Here is a 23,269-nt window from a genome sequence, read left to right as displayed (position 1 = left end):
GATCGAGTCCGTACGGACTTTCCTCACCCGACACGTCCCGCACAGCCGGACAGCCATTGCCGCAATCCGGGACACTCTTCGCATCCTGTGGTGTGCCCGGGGAAAGGACGCGATGCCATGTCGGAGGCTGCATCCACTCGAGTCGCCCTGGCGAAGAACACAACACCGAGAAAGACGACAAGACGATATCCGGCGGGCGCCACGGGCACCTCGGCGCTGCTGCCGTCGCTCGCCCCGCTGCTCCACGAGTGGGTGCCCCGGCAGCGCTGGTTCGCCGGCAAGGGACAGCCCGTCACCGGCTTCTCGCTCGTGGCCGCGACGGAGATACTGCCGCTGGACGCCACGAACACGGGCCCCGGGCTGCTGCACCTGCTCGTACGGGTCCACCAGCCGAGCAGCCGGGCCGCGCACTCCCAGGGGGACTGCTACCAGCTCCTGCTCGGCGTGCGCACGGCCCTGCCCCGGCACCTGGCCGGGGCACGCATCGGGCGGGTCGCCGAGGGCCCGCTGTCCGGCCGCACCCTGTACGAGGGACTGCACGACCCGCGCGTCGCGGACCTCCTGCTGGAACGATTCCGTAACCCCGGATCCCTGGGCCCCCTGCGCTTCGACCGGGCGGATCCCATCCCCGCCGGGCTCACCCCGCGCGTCCTGGACACCGAGCAGTCCAACTCCTCGCTCGTCTACGGGGACGCCTTCATCCTGAAGATCTTCCGCCGGGTCTTCCCGGGCACCAACCCCGATCTCGAACTGCCGCTCGCGCTCACCCGTGAGGGGTGCCGGCGGGTGCCGGCCCCGGTGGCCTGGTTCGAGGCGGCGACGAGCCCGGAGCCGCTCACGCTCGGGGTGCTCCAGCCGTTCCTGCGGGGTGCGCGGGACGGCTGGCAGCTCGCGCTCGCCGCCCTGGCCGCCGGACGGGACTTCGTACCCGAGGCGCACGCGCTCGGCCGGGCCACCGCCGAGGTGCACACGGCGCTCGCCGCCGCGCTGCCGACCCCGCCGCTGGCCCACGACCGCACCAGGGACCTGGTGGCCGGGATGGCGGAGCGGCTGGAGGCCGCCGCCCAGGCGGTCCCGGCCCTGGTCCCGTACGTGCCGGGGCTGAGCGCCGCCTTCGACGCCGTCGCGGCGCTCGGGGACTCACGGCGGGGCTGGGCGGCGCAGCGGGTCCACGGCGATCTGCACCTCGGGCAGACCCTGCGGGGGGACGACGGCTTCTGGTCGCTGATCGACTTCGAGGGCGAGCCGGCCAGGCCGCTCCCGGAGCGCAGGAGTCCGCAGCCGACGGTGCGTGACATCGCGGGGATGCTGCGGTCCTTCGACTACGCGGCCCGCTCGCACCACCCGTGGAAGCCGGAGTGGGCGGCCCGCTGCCGTGCCGCGTACTGCGAGGGCTACGCCCACGCCTCGGGTTCCGATCCGCGCGACGAGCCGGAGCTGCTGCGCGCCCACGAGACCGACAAGGCGGTGTACGAGGTGCTCTACGAGGCCCGGCACCGCCCCGACTGGCTGCCGGTCCCGATGGCCGCCATCCAGCGCCTGGCCGCCATGCCGGCGTGACCCCCGCCTCCCACCCCCGACCCGTCGAGTCTTCGAGCCCCGGGCCACCCGAGCCCCCGAGCCTTCCGAGGAGGCAGTCCCCCGTGACCGCCCGCAAGCCGTCCCGCAAGCCGTCCGACCCCATCGAGGTCCCGCCCACGGCGAAGCCGGTGACCACCGAGGTCACCGCAGCCGCCGCGACGCCCGCCGCCGCACCCGCACCCGTCGCCGCGCCCGCCGCCGATCCGGCCACCGCTCCCGGTGGTGCGGACGCACCCGCCGGGGCCGCGCCCCCGGCTCCCCCGGCGAAGCGCACCCGGGCCAAGCGGGCGACGGCCGCCACGGGGGCCCCTCCCCGACCGCGCCGGGGCGGGGGCAGCAAGAACGCGCTGCCCGCCACGGCCCTGGACGACGCGGACCGGGGGCGGCTGCTCGCGGGTGAGCACCACGACCCGCACGGCGTCCTGGGCGCGCACCCGGCTCCGGGCGGAGTGCTGTTCCGGACACTGCGGCCGTACGCCCGCTCGGTGGCCGTGCTGGCCGGCGGCAGGCCCGCCGAACTCCAGAGCGACGGCGACGGCTTCTTCTCCGGCGTCCTGCCCCTGCCGGCCGTGCCGGAGACGTACCGCCTGCGGATCGCGTACGACGACGACACCATCGAGGTGGAGGACCCGTACCGCTTCCTGCCCGCCGTCGGCGAGCTCGATCTGCACCTGATCGGTGAGGGCCGCCACGAGGAGCTCTGGAAGGCGCTCGGGTCGCAGCCCATGGAGCACCAGGGTGTGGCCGGGACCCGCTTCGCGGTGTGGGCGCCGAACGCCCGCGGGGTCCGCGTCACGGGCGACTTCAGCTACTGGGACGGCACGGCCCACCCGATGCGTTCGCTGGGATCCACCGGTGTGTGGGAGCTGTTCCTGCCCGGCGTGGGCGAGGGCGCCGTCTACAAGTACGACATCTGCCGGCCGGACGGCTCGCACACCCAGCGGGCCGACCCGATGGCCCGTCACACGGAGGTGCCGCCCGCCACCGCGTCGGTGGTCACGGCCTCGCACCACGCGTGGCAGGACGCGGACTGGATGGCGCACCGGGGCGACCGGCCGGTCCACGAGGCCCCGTTCTCCGTCTACGAGATCCACCTCGCCTCCTGGCGCCCGGGCCTCAGCTACCGGCAGCTGGCCGCCCAGCTCCCCTCGTACGTGCGGGAGCTCGGCTTCACGCACGTGGAGCTGATGCCGGTGTCGGAGCACCCCTTCGGGGGGTCCTGGGGCTACCAGGTCACCGGTTTCTTCGCCCCCACCTCCCGCATGGGCACCCCCGACGACTTCCGCTTCCTGGTCGACGCGCTGCACGCGGCGGGCATCGGCGTCCTCATGGACTGGGTGCCCGCCCACTTCCCGCGCGACGACTGGGCGCTCGCCGAGTTCGACGGCCGCCCGCTGTACGAGCACTCCGACCCGAGGCGGGCCGCGCACCCGGACTGGGGCACCCTGGAGTTCGACTACGGGCGCAAGGAGGTCCGCAACTTCCTGGTCTCCAACGCCACCTACTGGTGCGAGGAGTTCCACATCGACGGGCTGCGGGTCGACGCGGTGGCCTCGATGCTCTACCTCGACTACTCCCGCGAGGACGGCCAGTGGTCGCCGAACGAGTTCGGGGGCCGGGAGAACCTCGACGCGGTCGCCTTCCTCCAGGAGATGAACGCGACGGTCTACCGGCGCAATCCGGGCGTCGTCACGATGGCGGAGGAGTCCACCGCCTGGGACGGCGTCACCCGCGCGACCGACCACGGCGGTCTGGGCTTCGGCCTGAAGTGGAACATGGGCTGGATGCACGACTCCCTGGTCTACATGTCCAAGGAGCCGGTCCACCGCAAGTACCACCACGACGAGATGACCTTCTCGATGGTGTACGCGTACAGCGAGAACTACGTGCTGCCGATCTCGCACGACGAGGTGGTGCACGGCAAGCGGGCCCTGGTCAGCAAGATGCCGGGCGACTGGTGGCAGCGACGCGCGAACCACCGCGCCTACCTGGGCTTCATGTGGGCCCACCCGGGCAAGCAACTCCTCTTCATGGGACAGGAGTTCGCCCAGGGAGCCGAGTGGTCCGAGGGCCACGGCCCGGACTGGTGGCTGCTCGACGAGACGTACGACGCGTCCGCCGACCACCGGGGCGTACGCACCCTGGTCACGGACCTCAACGCGGTCTACAACGCGCTGCCGGCGCTCTGGCAGCGGGACACGGTGCCGGAGGGCTTCAGCTGGATCGACGGCGGCGCCGCGGAGGACAACGTGTTCGCGTTCGTGCGCCTCGACGCGGACGGCTCGCCGCTGATCGCCGTCTCGCACTTCTCCCCGGCGGTGCGCGACGACTACCGCGTCGGCGTCCCGGACGGCCCGGAGGCCTGGGTCGAGGTACTGAACACGGACGCGGCACGGTACGGCGGCGGCGACGTGCGCAACGGGGAGCCGCTGAAGCCGGAGGCGGTGCCGGCGCACGGCAGGGGCACCAGCATCACGCTGACCCTGCCGCCGCTGGCGACGGTGTGGCTGCGGCCCGCCTGACCGGACGGCACGACGGCCGCGAGGCGCGCGGGCCCCCCGCACGGTGCGGGGGGCCTGCGCGTTTCGCGGCCGTCCGGCGTCCCCTCCCCCGGTCCCGCGCGGCGTTCCGTCTCCTCGGCGCCCGTGCCGTGGGCGGCGGGCCGCCCCGGCCTCAGACCGCCGCCGGGAGCACGTCCTCCAGTTCCTGGAGCAGGCGCCGCTTCGGGCGGGCGCCCACCATCGACTTCACCGGCTCGCCGTCCTGGAAGACCATCAGGGTCGGCATCGAGAGCACCGCGTAACGCGCGGCGGTCTCCGGGTTGTGGTCCACGTCGATCTGCACGACCTTGACCCGGCCCGCCTCCTCCCTGGCGATGGCGCCGAGCACCGGGGCGAGCTGGCGGCAGGGGCCGCACCAGTCGGCGGTGAACTCGACGAGGACCGGGAGGCGGCCGGCGCCCAGGACCTCCGTGCCGAACGTCGTGTCGGTGACCTCCGCAACACCTTCTGCGTGGATCATCTGCCATCCTCCGGATCGAGTTCGCATCGTGGTTCGGGGCCGCCCGGCAGCTCGGCGGACGCCTCCAGTTCGGCGCGGGCCAGTTGCGCGCCCACCTCGGCCCGGACGCCCCGCAACTGGCCTATGAGCGAGTCCAGTTCGGCGATCTTGCGCCGGTAGACGGCCAGCGAGGCCGGGCAGGCGTCGCCCGCCGGGTGGCCGGCGCGCAGGCACTCGACGAAGGGGCGGGTCTCCTCCAGGTCGAACCCGAAGTCCTGAAGGGTCCGGATCTGCCGGACCATCCGCAGGTCGCCCTCGTCGTACGCGCGGTAGCCGTTCTCCGCGCGGCGTGCGCGCAGCAGGCCCCGAGACTCGTAGTACCGCAGGGCCCGCGTCGTCGTTCCGGCGCGTTCGGCCAGTTCCCCGATTCGCATACGGCGACGGTAGTCCTTGACGTCGGCGTCAACGCAAGGCGAGCGCGGGCCGGGTCCGGGAAGTGGAGCGGTCAGGGCCATTGACGGCCGCCCCGGGTGCCTCTACATACCTCTGAGAGCGCTCTCATCCGCACCGTCCCCGGCACCGTCCCCACCGGAGGTTCCTCTTGCGCACGAGCCGCACCGCCCCCCACAGACGTACGACCGTCCTCGCCGCCCTGACCGCCCTGGCCCTCGCCCTCGCCGGAGTGGTCACCGTCGCCGGTTCCGGGTCCGCCCGCGGTGACGTGCCGGCCACCCCCGGCTGGACCCTGCAGTGGAGCGACGACTTCAACGGGGCGAACCGCACCCTGCCGTCCTCCGCGAACTGGCAGATCGACACCGGTCACGGCTACCCGGGAGGCCCCGGCAACTGGGGCACCGGGGAGATCCAGAACTACACCGCGAGCCCCGACAACGTCAGCCTCGACGGCAGCGGCAACCTCCGCATCACCCCGCTCCGCGACAGCGCGGGCAACTGGACCTCCGGCCGGATCGAGACCAGACGCGCCGACTTCAAGGCGCCGGCGGGAGGCACCCTGCGCATCGAGGCCCGCGTGCAGATGCCGAACGTGACCGGCAACGCGGCCCTGGGCTACTGGCCCGCGTTCTGGGCGCTGGGCTCCCCCTACCGCGGCAACTACTGGAACTGGCCGGGCATCGGCGAGTTCGACATCATGGAGAACGTCAACGGCATCAACTCCGTCTGGGGCGTGCTCCACTGCGGGGTCAACCCGGGCGGCCCCTGCAACGAGACCACCGGCCTCGGCAACAGCCGCGCCTGCCCCGGCGCGAGCTGCCAGTCCACCTTCCACACCTACCGCTTCGAGTGGGACCGCGCCGTCACCCCCAACGCCCTGCGCTGGTACGTCGACGACCAGCTCTTCCACAGCGTCACCCAGAACCAGCTGGACGCCGCGACATGGGCGAACATGACGGACCACGCCGGGTACTTCCTGCTGCTCAACCTCGCGATCGGCGGCGCCTTCCCCAACGCGCTCGGCGGCTCCACCCCCACGGCCGAGACGGTGCCGGGCCGCCCGATGCTCGTCGACTACGTGGGCGTCTGGAGCAAGGGGGGCGGAACGACCCAGCCGCCCACCGACCCGCCGTCCGGCTCCTCCACCCTCACCCTGCGCAGTGCCGGCGGCCTCGGCGCCGCCCAGTCCGCGGCCTCCTCGGTGACGGTCGCCTCCGCCGGCGGCGGCACCTACGACGGCACCCCGCACAGCCCGCAGACCTTCACCGCGACGGGCATCACCCGGACGTACGACGGCGGCGCGACCCAGTTCGACGTGTTCGCCGACTCGGGCACCACCATCGCCAACGGGCAGCAGGTGAGGATCAGTTACGACCGCACGGGTGACGGGACCTGGGACCGCACGGAGACGTACGACTACTTCGCGACCGACCCCGTCAACGGCTACGAGCACTACACCCAGGCCAAGGGCCTCAAGTCGTCCACCGGAAGCCACGGCAACCTGGTGGGCGGCACGGTGCGGGTCGAGATCTGGAACGCCATCGGCAACGGTCCGAGCACGGTGGGCGTCGGCAACCAGTCGGTGGTCCGCATCCCGTTCGGCTGAGCGGCGGGGCCCCGGGCCCACGCGGGAGGAAAGCCGGGGCACCCCGGGAACGCGGCGCGGCCGGTACGGAGAACCGTACCGGCCGCGCCCGCGCACCCGCGTGCTACGCCTTGACGAGCGAGGGCTGCTCCTCGCCGCCGTCCCTGGCGTCCGGGACCTGCGGCTCGCCGCCCCCGTGGCCGTCGTCGGTCATCGTCTTCTCGTCGAACGGGAGGGCGCCGGAGAGCACCTGGTCCACCCGCTCGCGGTCGATCTCCTTGGTCCACGTGCCGACGAGCACCGTGGCCACCGCGTTGCCCGCGAAGTTGGTCAGGGCGCGGGCCTCGCTCATGAAGCGGTCGATGCCGACGATCAGGCCGACACCGTCGACCAGCTCGGGCCGGTGCGACTGGAGGCCGCCCGCGAGGGTGGCCAGACCGGCGCCGGTGACGCCCGCCGCGCCCTTCGAGGCGATGACCATGAAGACCAGCAGCGAGATCTGCTCGCCGATGCTCAGCGGGTCGCCCGTCGCGTTGGCGATGAAGAGGGAGGCCATCGTGAGGTAGATCGCGGTGCCGTCGAGGTTGAAGGAGTAGCCGGTCGGCACGGTGATGCCGACGACGGGCTTGCTGACGCCCATGTGCTCCATCTTCGCGATCAGCCGCGGCAGGGCCGACTCGGAGGAGGACGTGGAGAGGATCAGCAGGAACTCGCGGCCCAGGTACTTCAGCAGGGAGAGGATGTTGACCCCGGCCACCAGGCGCAGGATCGCGCCCAGGATCAGGAACACGAAGAGCGCACAGGTGACGTAGAAGCCGATCATGATGATCGCGAGGGACTTCAGGGCGTCCACACCGGTCTCGCCGACCACCGCGGCCATCGCACCGAACGCGCCGACCGGGGCGGCCCACATGATCATGGCGAGGATGCGGAAGACCAGGCGCTGGATGTGCCCGATGCCGCGCAGGACCGGTTCACCGGCCGAGCCCATGGCCTGCAGCGCGAAGCCCGCGAGCAGCGCGATGAGGAGGGTCTGGAGGACCTCGCCCTCGGTGAAGGACGACACCATCGTGGTGGGGATGATGCCGAGCAGGAAGTCCACGGTGGACTCGCTGGCGCCCGAGGCCTGCTTCTCACCCGCGGCACGGGCCGCCTCGGTGAGGTGCAGGGTGGAGCCGGGCTCCAGGAGGTTGCCGACGACCAGGCCGATGGCCAGGGCGACGGTGGACATCACCAGGAAGTAGCCGAGGGCCAGTCCGCCGACGGCGCCGACCTTGGCGGCCTTCCGTACGGAGCCGACCCCGAGCACGATCGTGCAGAAGATGATCGGCGAGATCATCATCTTGATGAGGTTGACGAAGCCTGTGCCGATCGGCTTGAGCTCCACGGCGAAGTCCGGAACCACCAGGCCCACCGTGATGCCGAGCACCACGGCGGCGATCACGGCCAGGTAGAGATAATGGGTGCGGTCCCGTCGTGCGGCTGTCTCTGCCACGGGGGTCTCCTCGGGTATGCGGCGGCTCCCCGTCCCTGGGGGCTCCGGTGACTATTCACTTCCCTGTGACGGCCGTCACCCTTGCGTTCATATCGTTCACGGACGCTTTCGAGCCACCTTGGGCGGACGGCCCCCGCGAGGCAGACTGGGGTGCATGCGCCTGCCCCTCACCCGCCCCCGCAGCCTGGCCGGCCAGCTCTTCGCGATGCAGGCCCTGCTCGTGGCCGCGGTCGTGGCCGGGTGCGCCGTCTTCGCCTACGTCTCCGGCCGCTCCCAGGCGGAGGACACCGCGGCCCGCCAGGTGCGGGCCGCCGCCCTCGCCATGGCCGGATCCCCGTCGGTGCGGGAGGCGATCCGTACCCCGGACCCGTCCGCCGTACTCCAGCCGTACGCGGAGCGGGTCCGCGAGGACACCGGGATCGCGTTCGTCACGATCATGAATCCGGACGGGGTCCGCTGGACCCACCCCGACCCCTCCCAGATCGGCCGGAGCTTCATCGGGCACACGGAGCGCGCGCTGCTGGGCGAGACGTTCGAGGAGACCTACACCGGCACGCTCGGCCCCTCGATACGCGTGGTCACCCCGGTCCGCGACGGGGACAGGATCGTCGGCCTGGTCAGCGCGGGCATCACCGTCGAGCGGGTGTCCACCCAGGTGCGTGAGCAGCTCGGAGCGCTGGCGACGGCGGCGGGCGCGGCCCTGGCGCTCGGCGCGCTGGGGACGTACGTGATCAACGCCAGGCTGCGGCGGCACACCCACGGGATGAACGCCCGGGAGCTGAGCCGGATGCACACCTACCACGAGGCCACGCTGCACGCGGTGCGCGAGGGCCTGCTCATGCTGGACGGGCAGCGCCGGGTCGCCCTGATCAACGACGCGGGCCGGGAGCTGCTGGGGCTGGAGCCGGGGGCGGTCGGCCGCGGGGTGGAGGACCTCGCGCTTCCGGCGCCGCTGACCGGGGCGCTGCTGGCCTCCGGGCCACGGGTGGACGAGGTCCACCTGACGGCGGACCGGGTGATCGTCGTCAACACCAGCCCGGTGGTCGGCGGCGAACGGCGCGGCACGGTCGTGACCCTGCGCGACCACACGGAGCTGCAGGCGCTGTCGGGCGAGCTCGACTCGGAGCGGGGCTTCACCCAGGCGCTGCGCTCGCAGGCGCACGAGGCGGCGAACCGGCTGCACACCGTGGTGTCGCTGATCGAGCTGGGCCGCGTCGAGGAGGCGGTGGACTTCGCCACGGCCGAGCTGGAACTGGCGCAGGTCCTCACCGACCGGGTCGTGGGGGCCGTCGCCGAACCGGTGCTGGCCGCGCTGCTGCTCGGCAAGGCGGCGCAGGCCAACGAGCGCGGCGTGGAACTGGTGCTCACCGAGGACAGCCTGATCGACGACGGGGCGCTGCCCCGCACGCTGGCGCCGCGCGACCTGGTGACGGTCCTCGGCAATCTGATCGACAACGCGGTGGACGCCGCGTCGGAGACGGCGACGGGCGACGACGGCGGTCCGGTCCCCGCGCAGCGCGCGGCGACGCGGGCCCTGGTCACCGTGACCGCGCGCACGGAGGCGGGCGAGCTGCTGCTGCGGGTGGGGGACACCGGCTCGGGCATCGGCCCGGGCGACGCGGACGAGGTGTTCCGGCGCGGCTGGACCACCCACGGCACGGGCCGCGGCCTGGGCCTGGCGCTCGTGCGGCAGGCCGTCCACCGCAACGGCGGGACGGTCACGCTGGGCCGCACGGCGGACGGCGGCGCGGAGTTCACGGTGCGGCTGCCGCACGCCGGCCGTACGGCGGCGACGGAGGTGGCCGCACCGTGATCCGGGTGCTGGTCGTGGAGGACGACCCGGTGGCCGCGGACGCCCACCAGCTGTACGTGGGCCGTGTGCCGGGCTTCGAGGTCGCCGCCGTCGCGCACTCCCGGGCGGAGGCCGTACGGGCGTTGGAGCGGACGGAGGTGGACCTGCTGCTGCTCGATCTCTACCTGCCCGACGGACACGGCCTGCAACTGCTGCGGTCCCTTCGGGCGGCGGGGCACGGCGCGGACGTCATCGCGGTGACGTCGGCGCGCGATCTCGCGGTGGTGCGGGAGGGTGTGTCGCTGGGCGTCGTGCAGTACGTCCTGAAGCCGTTCACGTATCCCACCCTCCGGGACCGGCTGGTGCGGTACGCCGAGTTCCGGGCGGCGGCCGGTGAGGCGAGCGGCCAGGAGGAGGTGGACCGCGCGCTGGGCGCGCTGCGGGTCGCCGACCCGGCCAGCCTGCCCAAGGGGCTGAGCGGCCCGACGCTGGAGGCCGTGACGCGCGCCCTGCGGGAGGCGCGGGACGGGGTGACCGCGGCGGCCGCCGGGGAGGAGCTGGGCATCTCCCGGATCACCGCCCGCCGCTACCTGGAGCATCTGGTGAGCGCCGGACGGGCCGTGCGGCGCCCCAGCTACGGTCAGGTGGGCCGCCCCGAGCTGCACTATCACTGGGTGGCCGAAACCCGCTGACGGCCGGCGCTCCTGCGGGGTTCAAACCTAGGAGGATCGTACGAAGGGTGAACTGGGAGGAACAGCCTGTAGCCAGGTCGTTCCCAGCCTTCTACGGTGGGGCCGTGCACCCCACCCCGCCCTTCAACGCCCCCGCCGCGCGCCGCCTCCGCGAGGCGCTGGGAATGGCTCCCGGACACGTTGCGTACGGGCTCGGCGCCCAGTACGGCCTGCAGATCACGGCCGAGACCGTGATGGCCTGGGAGCGCGGCACGGCCTTGCCCGGTGAACGCGAACTGATGGCGCTGTCCGGGGTGCTGTGGTGCGCGCCGGGCGAACTGCTGGCCGCCGCCAGCACCTTGCGTGAGCACCGGGTGGCCCGGGACATCGCGGTGGAGGACCTCGCGCGCACCCTCGGGATGACGTCCTCCACCTACCAGCGGATCGAGGAGTCGGGCCGCTGGCGCGGCAACGAGCGCCAGGCGGTGGCCCTCTGCGACGCGCTGGACATGTCGGCGGCGCAGTTCCTGACGGCGACCGGCCGCAACGGGGAGCTCGCGGATCTGCTGACCAGGGCGGTGACGACCCGCTGGCAGGCGTACGTGAAGCCGGTGGACAAGCTCGTACCGCTGGACCGGATCCTGGTCCAGGACGTGCTGGAGCAACTGCACGCCGACTACCAGTCCCTGATGGTCTCGACGCTCAGCTGGAACACCGCGGGCGGGGACCGGAACGGGGCGGCGGGCGAGGCGGGGCGGGAGTTCCTGGACCGGGTGGTCGAGGAGTTCTGGCGGACGGCGGGCATCTGAGGCCGGCCGGTGCCGCCCGGGGAGACCGCTTCCCCGCCCGGTGGAGCGTCGCGGCCGGGTGACGGGCCTCCGGCCGCCCGTGCGGGGAGGCCGGCCCGCACGGCCGGGGCCCGACGGCGCTCCGGAGGCGCGGAGGCCCCGGACGTCCACGGGGGACGGCCGGGGCCGGGTACGCCGCCGGGCCGGTGGGGCCGGGCCTCAGAAGACCGACTCGGCCTCGTACATCCGGTCGCTGGGCACCGTCTTGAGGCGGGTCACCGCGTCCGCCAGCGGGGCCATCACGATCTCGGTGCCGCGCAGGGCCGTCATCCGGCCGAAGTCGCCGCGGTGCACCGCCTCCACGGCGTTCCACCCGAAGCGGGTCGCCAGCACCCGGTCGTACGCGGTCGGTGTGCCACCGCGCTGCACGTGCCCGAGGATGACCGGCCGGGCCTCCTTGCCGAGGCGCAGCTCCAGCTCGGCGGCCAGGCGGTTGCCGATGCCCTTGAAGCGTTCGTGGCCGAACTGGTCGATCTCCCCCTTGGCGTACGGCATGGAGCCCTCGGCCGGGTGCGCGCCCTCGGCGACGCAGACGACGGCGAACTTCTTGCCGCGCGCGAAGCGTTCCTCGACCATCTTGACCAGGTCGTCGACCTGGAAGGGGCGCTCGGGCAGGCAGATGCCGTGGGCGCCGCCCGCCATGCCGGACTCCAGGGCGATCCAGCCCGCGTGGCGGCCCATGACCTCGACGACCATCACCCGCTGGTGGGACTCGGCGGTGGTCTTGAGACGGTCTATGGCCTCGGTCGCGACGCCCACGGCGGTGTCGAAGCCGAAGGTCCGGTCGGTGGCGGAGATGTCGTTGTCGATGGTCTTCGGGACGCCGACGACGGGCATCCCGGCGTCGGACAGCATGCGGGCCGCGGTGAGCGTGCCCTCGCCGCCGATCGGGATCAGCGCGTCGATGCCGTAACGCATGGACAGTTCGGCGCAGTTCTCGGCGGCCTCGCGCAGCCGGTCGCGCTCCAGCCTGGCCGAGCCGAGGATCGTGCCGCCGCGGGCCAGGATGCCGCTGACCGCGTTCAGGTCGAGGGGCCGGAAGTGGCCGTCGAGCAGTCCCTTGAAGCCGTCCTCGAAGCCGATGACCTCGTCGCCGTGCCCCACCACGGCACGGTGCACGACCGACCGGATCACAGCGTTCAGGCCTGGGCAGTCGCCGCCTGCGGTGAGAATTCCGATGCGCATCCCGCTCTGTCTCCTGCTCGCTAGTGCCATGCATTCCGGGGACCCGTCGAGAAACCCCCGTACCGTGAGCCATGACGATTGTCCCACGCCCGGCCGGGCGCTCGCGCTCACGGCCGCACCGGTGCGGGGCCTCCGGGGGCCGCTGCCCGGCGGGCGACATACCTGCCCGGATAGGTATCGTCAAGAGGGCAATGCCAGCCATTCAGGACGGGAGACCACGCGTGACGCGCAGTGTGTACGTGACCGGGATCGACCGGGGAGACGGCCGCCAGGTCGTCGATCTGGGCGTCATGGAGCTGCTGACGCGTCAGGTGGACCGGGTCGGTGTGTTCCGCCCGCTGGTCCACGACGGGCCCGATCGCCTGTTCGAGCTGCTGCGGGCGCGCTACCGGCTGTCGCAGAGCGCGGAGACCGTCTTCGGCCTGGACTACCAGGAGGCCTCCGCGGTCCAGGCGGAGAAGGGCACCGACGAGCTGGTCTCCCTGCTCGTCGAGCGCTTCCACCGGGTGGCCCGCGACTACGAGGTCGTGCTCGTCCTCGGCAGCGACTTCGCCGCCACCCAGCTCCCCGACGAACTGGCCCTCAACGCCCGCCTCGCCAACGAGTTCGGCGCCTCGGTGATCGCGGTGGTCGGCGGCAAGGACCAGGACGCCGGGTCCGTCCGCGCCGAGACGCGCAACGCCTACCGGGCCTACGCCGGTCTCGGCTGCGACGTCCTGTCCATGGTCGTGAACCGGGTGGCCTCCGAGGACCGCTCGGACATCGCCGAACGGCTGAGGGAGCAGCTCCCGGTCCCCTGCTCGGTCCTTCCGGACGATCCCGCGCTCTCCGCGCCCACCGTCGCCCAGATCACCACCGCGCTGGGCGGAACGGTTCTGCTCGGCGACGACTCGGGGCTGGCCCGGGACGCGCTGGACTTCGTGTTCGGCGGCGCCATGCTGCCGAACCTCCTGAAGGCCCTGACCCCGGGCTGCATGGTCGTCACCCCCGGCGACCGCGCCGACCTGGTCATCGGTTCGCTCGCCGCGCACAGCGCGGGCACCCCGCCCATCGCCGGTGTCCTGCTGACCCTGAACGAGCGCCCCGGCGAGGAGATACTCCGGCTGGCGGCCCGCCTCGCCCCCGGCACCCCGGTCATCGCGGTGACCGGGGGGTCCTTCCCCACGGCGGGCGAACTCTTCGCACTGGAAGGCAAGTTGAACGCGGCGACGCCACGCAAGGCGGAGACCGCCCTCGGTCTCTTCGAGCGCCACGTGGACACCGGCGCGCTGCTGGAGCGGATCTCCGTGGCCCGCAGCGGCCGGGTCACCCCGATGATGTTCGAGCACGAACTGCTGGAGCAGGCCCGCTCCGACCGGCGCCGGGTCGTCCTGCCGGAGGGCACCGAGGAGCGCGTCCTGCGCGCCGCCGACGTGCTGCTGCGCCGCGACGTCTGCGACCTGACCCTCCTCGGCGACACCGACGTCATCCGCAAGAAGGCGGCCGATCTGGGCATCGACCTCGCCGGGACCCGGATCGTCGACCCGCAGACCTCGGAGCTGCGCCAGGGCTTCGCCGAGCGGTACGCCGTGCTGCGCGCACACCGCGGGGTGACGGTGGAGCTGGCCTACGACGTCGTCTCGGACGTCAACTACTTCGGCACCCTGATGGTCCAGGAGGGCCTGGCCGACGGCATGGTCTCCGGCTCGGTGCACTCCACGGCGGCCACGATCCGGCCGGCGTTCGAGATCATCAAGACGAAGGCCGAGGCCTCGATCGTCTCCTCCGTCTTCTTCATGTGCCTCGCCGACAAGGTGCTGGTCTACGGCGACTGCGCCGTCAACCCCGACCCGGACGCCGAGCAGCTCGCGGACATCGCGGTGCAGTCGGCGGTCACCGCGTCCCGCTTCGGCGTGGAGCCCAGGATCGCGATGCTCTCGTACTCGACGGGCACCTCGGGCACGGGCGCCGACGTCGACAAGGTGCGGGAGGCCACGGAGCGGGTACGCGCCTCACGGCCGGACCTGAGGATCGAGGGCCCGATCCAGTACGACGCGGCGGTCGAGCCGTCCGTCGCCGCGACCAAGCTGCCGGCGTCGGAGGTGGCGGGCCGGGCGACCGTACTGGTCTTCCCCGACCTCAACACCGGCAACAACACCTACAAGGCGGTCCAGCGCTCCGCCGGCGCGGTCGCGGTCGGCCCGGTCCTTCAGGGACTGCGCAAGCCGGTCAACGACCTGTCCCGCGGCGCGCTGGTCCAGGACATCGTCAACACGGTGGCCATCACGGCGATCCAGGCGCAGAGCGAGGAATGACCGCCATGTCCACCGACCCGACCAGCGGAGGTTCCCGCTCCATGACTGACGCCCACCGCGTTCTCGTGCTCAATTCCGGTTCCTCGTCGGTGAAGTACCAGCTGCTGGACATGCGCGACCGCTCGCGGCTGGCCACCGGTCTGGTCGAGCGGATCGGCGAGTCGTCCTCCCGGCTGGTGCACACCCCGGCCGGGGGCGGGGGGACCCGCGAGCGCACCGGCCGGATCGCGGGCCACGAGGAGGCGCTGAAGGCCGCCGCCGAGGAGCTGGCGGCCGACGGGCTCGGCCTGGACTCCCCCGAGCTGGCGGCCATCGGCCACCGGGTGGTGCACGGCGGGCTGAGGTTCAGCGAGCCCACCGTCGTCACCGACGAGGTGCTGACGGAGATCGAACGGCTGGTGCCGGTCGCCCCGCTGCACAACCCGGCGAACATCACCGGGATCCGCACGGCGCGGGCGCTGCGCCCGGACCTTCCCCAGGTGGCGGTCTTCGACACCGCGTTCCACACGACGATGCCGGAGTACGCGGCGCGGTACGCGATCGACGTCGAGACCGCCGACGCGCACCGCATCCGCCGCTACGGCTTCCACGGCACCTCGCACGCGTACGTGTCACGCAGGACGGCCGAGCTGCTGGGCCGCCCCGTGGCCGAGGTGAACGTGATCGTGCTGCACCTGGGCAACGGCGCCTCGGCCTCCGCGGTGGCGGGCGGGCGCTGCGTGGAGACGTCGATGGGGCTGACCCCCCTGGAGGGGCTGGTCATGGGTACGCGTTCGGGGGACATCGACCCGGCCGTCACCTTCCACCTGAAGCGGGTGGCGGGGATGTCGGCGGACGAGATCGACGTCCTGCTGAACAAGAGGAGCGGCCTGGTCGGCCTCTGCGGCGACAACGACATGCGGGAGATCCGGCGCCGGGTGGACGAGGGCGACGAGCGCGCCGCGCTCGCGTTCGACATCTACGTCCACCGGCTGAAGAAGTACATCGGCGCCTATTCGGCGGTCCTCGGCCGGGTGGACGCCGTGGTGTTCACGGCGGGGGTCGGGGAGAACTCGGCTCCCGTGCGAGAGGCTGCGCTCGCGGGACTGGAGGGGTTCGGCCTGGCCGTGGACGCGGACCGCAACGCCGTACGGTCCGGCGAACCGCGGCTGATCTCCCCCGACGGCGCGCGGGTCGCGGTCGCCGTCGTACCTACGGACGAGGAGCTGGAGATCGCCGGCCAGACCTTCGCCCTGGTCCACAACTGAGCGGGCCCGCGCCCCTTTGTATCTTCCACCAGACGGAATATTCCGCAGTGAAACAAACCGATAGGATCCGCCTCATGCGCCGTTCCAAAATCGTCTGCACCCTCGGTCCCGCCGTCGACTCCCATGAGCAGCTCGTCGCTCTGATCGAGGCCGGCATGAGCGTGGCCCGTTTCAACTTCAGTCACGGTTCCCACGAGGAACACCAAGGCCGTTACGACCGCGTCCGCAAGGCCGCGGCCGAGACCGGCCGCGCGGTCGGCGTCCTCGCCGACCTCCAGGGCCCCAAGATCCGTCTCGGCAAGTTCGCCGAGGGGCCGGTCGAGCTGGTCCGCGGGGACGAGTTCGTGATCACCTCCGAGGACGTCGCCGGCGACAGGTCGGTCTGCGGCACCACGTACAAGGGGCTGCCCGGGGACGTCACCAAGGGTGACCCGATCCTGATCAACGACGGCAACGTCGAGCTCAAGGTCGTCTCGGTCGACGGCCCCCGGGTCACCACGATCGTCATCGAGGGCGGTGTCATCTCCGACCACAAGGGGATCAACCTCCCGGGTGCGGCGGTCAACGTGCCCGCGCTCTCCGAGAAGGACGTCGAGGACCTGCGGTTCGCCCTGCGGATGGGCTGCGACCTGGTCGCGCTGTCCTTCGTGCGGGACGCCGAGGACGTCAAGGACGTGCACAAGGTGATGGACGAGGAGGGCCGCCGGGTCCCCGTCATCGCCAAGGTGGAGAAGCCGCAGGCCGTCGAGCACATGGAGGGCGTCGTCGCCGCCTTCGACGGTGTGATGGTCGCCCGCGGCGACCTCGCCGTCGAGTATCCGCTCGAGAAGGTCCCGATGGTGCAGAAGCGCCTCATCGAGCTGTGCCGCCGCAACGCCAAGCCGGTGATCGTGGCGACCCAGATGATGGAGTCGATGATCACCAACTCGCGGCCGACCCGCGCCGAGGCGTCCGACGTCGCCAACGCGATCCTGGACGGCGCGGACGCGGTCATGCTGTCGGCGGAGTCCTCCGTGGGCGCGTACCCGGTCGAGACGGTCAAGACGATGTCGAAGATCGTCGTCGCCGCCGAGGAGGAGCTCCTGTCCAAGGGCCTCCAGCCGCTGGTGCCGGGCAAGAAGCCGCGTACGCAGGGCGGTTCGGTGGCCCGGGCGGCCTGCGAGATCGCGGACTTCCTGGACGGCAAGGCGCTGGTGGCCTTCACCAAGTCCGGTGACACCGCCCGCCGCCTCTCCCGCTACCGCGTCGCGCAGCCGATCCTGGCCTTCACCACGGAGGAGTCCACCCGCAGCCAGCTCGCGCTGAGCTGGGGCGTCGAGTCCTACGTCGTGCCGCACGTGGACAACACGGACGCCATGGTCGACCTCGTGGACGCCGAGCTGCTGAAGCTGAACCGCTACAGCGACGGCGACACGATGGTCATCACCGCCGGTTCGCCCCCCGGTGTCCCCGGCACCACCAACATGGTCCGGGTGCACCACCTGAGCGGCGAGCGCGCCTGACCGGCCCCGCCCGCACGACTGTGGCCCGTGCCCCGGTACTCAACCCGGGCCCGCCGCCCAGTCCGGCGGGGCAGAGCGCGCCGTGACAAAGGCGGGGAGGCCACGCCCCGGCGGCCGGGCGGCCGGAAGAGGGCGGTTCCGGCGCCGCGCCCGGCGTGAACGATCCGGGGGCCGCCCGCGCCGGAGCGGACCGCCGGACTCCGTCGAGCCTCGACGCACAGGCGACATTCAGCCAGTTTCCTCCGGACTCCGTCACCACTCCTTCACATCTCCCTCACAGGCCGCCACGTGCTCCCGAAGGTCCCCGCGCAGGACGGGCCCCTCACCCGGTGGTGCAGAAACAACCCGATTCGCGCCAACCTGCGAGCCGGGATGCTCATTTCTCGCACCCTGAAGAGTCGACTTCTATCTAAAGTGATGCCGCACCCTGACCGGATCCGTCTCATCTCCGCGATCGTGCAACGTCATTCGAGCGACCGGGGGGACACCGTGACACCGGGGGGAAGTCATGTCGCCATGCAGCACCATCCGCAGTCAGCGCCTCTCATACCGGACGGACGCAACCGCCGCTCCTGACCCTGTGCGGCCGGGCCGGAAGGCCCGCGCACAGCGCCCCTGAGCCGGCCGTCAGCCACCTCCCGGTCGTGTCCGTTCCTTCATGCAGAGGATGCGCAGTTGCGTTCCACATCTCCAGGGTCGCCGAGACCCGTGCCCCGACGGGTCACGCGGTCCGCCCGCCTCGTCCCGCCCCTGCTCGCCGTAGCACTCCTGGCCGGTCTCGGAGTCCGCGCGGACCTGTCCGACCGGTTCGCCGGACCGGCCATGGAACCGGCCGGCGACTCCTACGACTGGTACGAGGACACCGCCGCCGAACAGTTGCGCCAGGACCAGTGCCTGATGAGCGACGTCCTGCGGCTCGGCGGGTCGTCCATGGCCCGGACGGCGCAGGACGCTCTCGGCAAGACGCCCGAACAGCTCCATGTGCTGGCTAACCGGGACCACTGGGAGGACACCCCGCTCGCGACGGCCTACACCAGGGACCGGGACGCCGCGGAAGCCGAACTGGACGCCGTCAACGCGCTCAACGAAGGCTGGAAGGCTCCGGTCTACGGGCTCGACACCCCGGCCGGCTTCACCAACACGTCCTTCCACTGGCCGCCGGGCACGAGCAACGACGGCCGGAAGGACTTCCACGAGCAGACCGGCCTGACCACCTGGATCGCCGACCGCTTCTGGAAGGACGAGAGCGACTTCTACGAGGACCCCACGCCGCCGGCGGACGCCGCGACGCTCAAGGCGGTCAAGGACCTGGGCACCCCGCTGTACGGGCAGGACCCCGACCCGGGCCTCCCCAGGGACGAGTGGAACCGTGCGCTCGCCGAACAGGCCGCGTTCGAGCACCTGACGGACTGGTCCCTGGAGCCCACCGGCGCGGACAACGCCCGCCTCTTCCTCGCCTCCGGAGGACTCGCGCGTACCGCGCCCGCCCCGGGCACCCCCGAGCACCGCATCGCGGTCGAGGACCTGAAGTCCCGGTTCGCCTCGTGCGCCTGGCGTGATCCGATCGACCCGAGCAAGGTGCTGGGCGGTGTCTCCGCGACCGCGGCCACCGAGTGGCAGCAGGAGATCGCCTCCCAGGCCACGCAGCGCGACCAGCTCCTGAACGCCAACAAGGACGCCACGAAGGCCCTCGTGGCCGGTTCCCAGGCCCTGGGCCAGATGCTGGGCCACTCCTGGGTCACCGACCACCTCACCCGATGGCAGGACTACTGGGCCTCCGGCGGCATCGGCTGGATCGGCAGCTCACCGACGGTGATCCAGGTCCCCGGAGCGGCGGGCAAGTGCCTGGAGGCCGCCGGCGGCGGTAAGACCAACGGCACCGTGGTCCAGATGTACACGTGCAACAGCACCGCGGGGCAGCAGTGGGAGGTCTCCGGTGACGACGCCGGGCTGCACCTGCGCAACGTGAACGCGCAGAAGTGCGTCGACGTGTCGTCGAACAACTCGGCGAACGGCACGAAGATCCAGCTCTGGACGTGCAACAGCTCCCCGGCTCAGACCTGGGAGTACAACGTCCGGGCCACCACGGCCCTGAAGAACGTCGGCACCGGCAAGTGCCTGAACCTGCCGTCGTTCACCAACGGCCAGGACGCGCTGACGTACACCTGCAACACCACCAGCGCGCAGAAATTCACCGTCAAGGTGTCCGCGCACAACGGCACCCTTCCGCCGACGGCCCAGTTCGACAAGGCGAAGAAGGGGATCGTCGCGGCCCAGGCCTCCGCGAAGGCGCAGCTCGCCGTCCTCAAGGCGCAGGCAGCGGCGGCGGCGAAGGCAGCCACGGCCAGTGCCACCGCCGAGCAGGCCGCCTACGCCGTCGCGGACGCCAACGGCGCGCCGCGTGGCCGCGGCCTGCTGGTCGGCCAGCAGAAGGCACAGGTCACCCAGGGCGCGGCCGCCGCGCTCACCGCCATGGTGAAGGCGGGCGAGACCGCCGAGGCAGCCACCCGGGCAGCCGCCGGTGACAGCGCGACGATCACCCAGCGGGCACTCGCCCAGGCGGCGCAGTCGAAGGCCGAGTTCCGCAAGCAGGCGGCGTACGCCGCCGAGTTGCAGGCCAAGGCGGCGGCGGACGCGGCCAAGATCCACCGCGACAACGCCAAGAAGGACAAGGAGACCGCGGAGGCCAAGCTCGCCGAGACCCTGAAGGCCGAGGGCGACGCCAAGGCCGCGGCCGCCGACGCCCACGCCAAGCGGCTCGCCGCCGAGGCCGAGGAGGCGACGGCGAAGAAGGAGAAGGCAACAGCCGCCGCCAAGCAGGCCGAGGCAGCCCAGCACAAGCAGAACGCCGAGGGCGAGGCGTCGAAGGCGAAGGACGCCAAGGACAAGGCGGAGGCCGCGGAGGCCACCGCGGTCGCCCGCAAGGATGACGCGGAGACGGCCCGGGACAAGGCGCGCGACCTGCGCGACGACGCCTGGGACGCCGAGCAGAAGGCCGACGCGGCCCGCGCCAAGGCGGATGCGAAGGAGGCCTTCGCCGAGGCGCACGAGGCCGACGACAACGCCACAGCGTCCAGAGCGGCCGCGGACGCGGCGTCCGGATACGCCGACAACGCCGAGGCCGCTGCCGGCCGGGCGCGTTCCGAGGCTGATGCCGCGACCCAGGCGGCAGCCGACGCCGACGCGGCGGCAACGCGGGCCGAGGCGGCCGCGAAGCGGTCGCGCGCCGCGTCGGACGGCGCGCAGGCGGCGAAGCTGAAGGCTGACGCCGCGGTGAGGACCGCGACGAGTACGGCCGCCGACGCCATCGACGCCGCCCGGCACGCCGCTTCCGAGGCGAAGACGGCGGTCGAGCTGGCAGACGAGGCGGAGGCGCAGGCCAAGGCCGCCAAGTCGCACGCCGACGCGTCGCAGAAGGAAGCCGACAAGGCCGTGGTGGCCTCGGTCAAGGCCGCGGGCTACGCCTACATCACCGCCCAGGCCGCTGTCGACGCCGGTAACGCCGCCTCCCAGGTCGCCGAACCCGCGAACGACGCCATCCAGCTCGGCTCTCCGTACGTCTCCAAGGACTCCGCCGCGGGGCTGGTGGTCCTCTCGGGCCAGGCGTCGAAGACGATCGCCGAGCAGCAGAAGGCCGTCGCGGACACGCACGCCAAGAACGCCGCGGAGGAGGCGGCGAGCGCTCAGGTCATCGCCGACAAGGCACAGGGCGACGCCAAGGCCGCCTACCAGCACGCGGCGAACGCGGCCCGGCACGCGGCGGACGCCCGTGGGTACTCCAAGGAGGCTCTCGGCTACGCCGCGGACGCGGCCACCGCCGCCGCCAAGGCGCAGACGTCACTGGCCCGCACCATCGAGTACGACCGCCAGGCCACGGCCGACGCGGCAGCGGCCGACGCGGCGGCCGGCCGCGCCGAGAGCTATGCCGTCCAGGCCCGTGACTCCGCCGACCAGGCCGCCCTCGACGCCGGTGCCGCCCGCGCGGCCGCGGCGGAGGCGGAGGAGGCAGCAGCGGACGCCCGAGCCGCCGCCACTCGGGCCGACGTGGCCGCGACCGCGGCTGAAGAAGCAGCCAAGGACGCCCAGAAGTACGCCGAATCCGCGCAGGAGGCGGCGGCGTCCGCCGAGCGCAAGTCGGCGAACCAGCAGGTGAGCAGCGGCGCCGGCACAGGGATCGGTGGCACGTTCTTCGTCGTCGACGAGGACAGCGTCAAGGTCACGGACACCAAGCAGGACAAGCCGTGCGAGCTGCCGCCCGGCTTCGGTACGAGCTGCACCGTCACCTTCACGTACACGTTCGACGTGATGGTCGACTTCTACCTGTGCACCAACGCCGATGTCCCGGCCACCGTGTCAGGGTGCCCGTCATCGGACACCGTGCACCTGGGAGCCGAGCCGTTCAAGGGCCTGACCAGGAAGATCACCCAGACCTTCACCCAGGCCGACATCCTCAAGGGGCTTCTCCAGACCTACCTCCAGATCGGAAAGGCGATCCTGGTCCAGGACTTCGTGGACTGCTGGCACGGCAGTGTCAGCGGCTGCGCCTGGGCCGCTTCCAACTTCGTCCCCGGCAAGGCGCTCGGGAAGGTCGTCGAGGGGATCAGAGCCCTTGACGCTGCGATGAAGACCGGGATCGGCGTACGGGAGGCGTTCGTCGCGCTGAAGGCCCTGGACGTGAATCCCGCGACGCTCGCGCGGATCGAGAACACGGTCAACAGCTACGAGGACCTGGTCACGCTCTGCAGGACCAACAGTTTCCCCGCCGGCACACGTGTCCTCATGGCGGACGGTTCACGCAAGGCCATCAGCGACGTACGCGTGGGTGAGACGGTACTGGCCACCGATCCGGCGACCGGCCGGTCGGCGGCTCAGCCGGTGAGCGACACGTTCCGCCACGACACCACGCGCCTCGTGGACATCACCGTCGGCGACGGGCTCCTGACCAGCACGGCCGGGCACCGGTTCCACGTCGAGGGACGGGGCTGGACGCTCGTCTCGGATCTGCGGGTGGGCGACCGCCTGCGCACCCCCGAGGGCACCCTCCACCGGGTGCACGGCATCGAGGACCGGACGGGGCTGGCGCCCAGCGAGGTGTACGACCTCACGGTCGACGGTTTCCGCACGTTCTACGTCGGCACCGGCGGCGACCGCCCGCAGGACGTGCTCGTCCACAACTGCACCAGCATCGTCGGCGACGAGGGCATCGAGGGCGCCCACACCATCGGCGAGCACGTGAACCCCAGCGACGCCAGGATGGCCGAGAAGGCGGTGGAGAAGGGCACGTCCACGAAGTGGACGGACCAGGCGACCGCCACCGGGGCGGTCGACCAGGCCATGACCGACTGGATCAAGGTGCCCGGCAACGCGAAGAAGCTGGAATCATGGAGGATCAAGCAGGCTCAGAGGGTCGGCAAGGGCATCAGCTTCGACCCGCGGAAGGACTTGCTGACCATCCGTGTGCCGGTCTCGGGATTCGGTAGTTCCCTCGGCCGGAAGTGGGTGAAGGACGGTCCGCAGGGTGTCGCCGTCGGCAACGTCGTGCACCTGGAGCTGAAGTTCGCCAAGGGGCATGCCAAACCCAGGACCTGGGTCGTCTACACCGCCTATCCGGAGTGA

The 23,269-nt window shown here is 72.1% G+C and carries 14 protein-coding genes; 10 read left to right on the top strand and 4 right to left on the bottom strand.

Annotated elements, in window-relative coordinates:
* The first annotated feature begins 117 nt into the window (after positions 1-117).
* Complete coding sequence (locus tag ACFVS9_RS04050) at positions 118-1,560, top strand: maltokinase (RefSeq protein WP_383118651.1); 1,443 nt, start codon at positions 118-120, stop codon at positions 1,558-1,560.
* A gap of 83 nt (positions 1,561-1,643) precedes the next feature.
* Complete coding sequence (gene glgB, locus ACFVS9_RS04045; RefSeq protein WP_389929885.1) at positions 1,644-4,103, top strand: 1,4-alpha-glucan branching enzyme; 2,460 nt, start codon at positions 1,644-1,646, stop codon at positions 4,101-4,103.
* Positions 4,104-4,254: 151 nt separating this feature from the next.
* On the opposite strand, the gene trxA is transcribed toward glgB, so the two are convergent.
* The gene (gene trxA / locus ACFVS9_RS04040; RefSeq protein ID WP_389929883.1) at positions 4,255-4,602 is read right to left on the bottom strand and encodes a thioredoxin; all 348 of its coding nucleotides are present in this window, start codon (positions 4,600-4,602) and stop codon (positions 4,255-4,257) included.
* Positions 4,599-5,015: a MerR family transcriptional regulator gene (locus ACFVS9_RS04035; RefSeq protein WP_383118647.1), complete on the bottom strand. Its 417-nt coding sequence runs from the start codon at positions 5,013-5,015 to the stop codon at positions 4,599-4,601. Before ACFVS9_RS04035 ends, trxA begins: the two co-directional genes overlap by 4 nt.
* A gap of 167 nt (positions 5,016-5,182) precedes the next feature.
* On the opposite strand from ACFVS9_RS04035, the gene ACFVS9_RS04030 reads away from it, so the two are divergent.
* A complete protein-coding gene (locus ACFVS9_RS04030; protein ID WP_389929881.1) occupies positions 5,183-6,640 on the top strand; it encodes a glycoside hydrolase family 16 protein in 1,458 nt (485 codons plus the stop codon).
* A gap of 103 nt (positions 6,641-6,743) precedes the next feature.
* On the opposite strand, the gene ACFVS9_RS04025 is transcribed toward ACFVS9_RS04030, so the two are convergent.
* The gene (locus tag ACFVS9_RS04025) at positions 6,744-8,114 is read right to left on the bottom strand and encodes a cation:dicarboxylate symporter family transporter (protein ID WP_383118645.1); all 1,371 of its coding nucleotides are present in this window, start codon (positions 8,112-8,114) and stop codon (positions 6,744-6,746) included.
* 154 nt (positions 8,115-8,268) lie between these two features.
* On the opposite strand from ACFVS9_RS04025, the gene ACFVS9_RS04020 reads away from it, so the two are divergent.
* The 3 genes from ACFVS9_RS04020 (at position 8,269) to ACFVS9_RS04010 (ending at position 11,386) form a co-directional block, all read left to right on the top strand.
* Positions 8,269-9,927, top strand: a complete 1,659-nt coding sequence (locus ACFVS9_RS04020; RefSeq protein ID WP_389929879.1) for an ATP-binding protein — start codon at positions 8,269-8,271, stop codon at positions 9,925-9,927.
* The gene (locus ACFVS9_RS04015; RefSeq protein WP_383118643.1) at positions 9,924-10,598 is read left to right on the top strand and encodes a response regulator; all 675 of its coding nucleotides are present in this window, start codon (positions 9,924-9,926) and stop codon (positions 10,596-10,598) included. Before ACFVS9_RS04020 ends, ACFVS9_RS04015 begins: the two co-directional genes overlap by 4 nt.
* Positions 10,599-10,762: 164 nt before the next feature.
* Positions 10,763-11,386, top strand: coding sequence for a helix-turn-helix domain-containing protein (locus ACFVS9_RS04010; RefSeq protein WP_383118649.1), 624 nt, complete (start codon positions 10,763-10,765; stop codon positions 11,384-11,386).
* 198 nt (positions 11,387-11,584) lie between these two features.
* On the opposite strand, the gene ACFVS9_RS04005 is transcribed toward ACFVS9_RS04010, so the two are convergent.
* The gene (locus ACFVS9_RS04005; protein WP_383118642.1) at positions 11,585-12,610 is read right to left on the bottom strand and encodes an ATP-dependent 6-phosphofructokinase; all 1,026 of its coding nucleotides are present in this window, start codon (positions 12,608-12,610) and stop codon (positions 11,585-11,587) included.
* 221 nt (positions 12,611-12,831) lie between these two features.
* On the opposite strand from ACFVS9_RS04005, the gene pta reads away from it, so the two are divergent.
* The 4 genes from pta (at position 12,832) to ACFVS9_RS03985 (ending at position 23,269) form a co-directional block, all read left to right on the top strand.
* Complete coding sequence (gene pta, locus ACFVS9_RS04000; RefSeq protein WP_389929876.1) at positions 12,832-14,904, top strand: phosphate acetyltransferase; 2,073 nt, start codon at positions 12,832-12,834, stop codon at positions 14,902-14,904.
* A 41-nt stretch (positions 14,905-14,945) separates the two neighbouring features.
* On the top strand, positions 14,946-16,151 hold the full coding sequence (locus tag ACFVS9_RS03995) for an acetate kinase (protein WP_389929874.1): 1,206 nt from the start codon (positions 14,946-14,948) through the stop codon (positions 16,149-16,151).
* A 74-nt stretch (positions 16,152-16,225) separates the two neighbouring features.
* Positions 16,226-17,653, top strand: a complete 1,428-nt coding sequence (gene pyk, locus ACFVS9_RS03990) for a pyruvate kinase (RefSeq protein WP_383118639.1) — start codon at positions 16,226-16,228, stop codon at positions 17,651-17,653.
* 897 nt (positions 17,654-18,550) lie between these two features.
* The gene (locus ACFVS9_RS03985; RefSeq protein WP_389930078.1) at positions 18,551-23,269 is read left to right on the top strand and encodes an RICIN domain-containing protein; all 4,719 of its coding nucleotides are present in this window, start codon (positions 18,551-18,553) and stop codon (positions 23,267-23,269) included.

Source organism: Streptomyces sp. NPDC058008 (assembly GCF_042886395.1).
GTDB lineage: Bacteria > Actinomycetota > Actinomycetes > Streptomycetales > Streptomycetaceae > Streptomyces.
The sequence above is the reverse complement of the archived record's forward strand: the minus strand, read 5'-3'. Positions and strand labels throughout refer to the sequence as shown.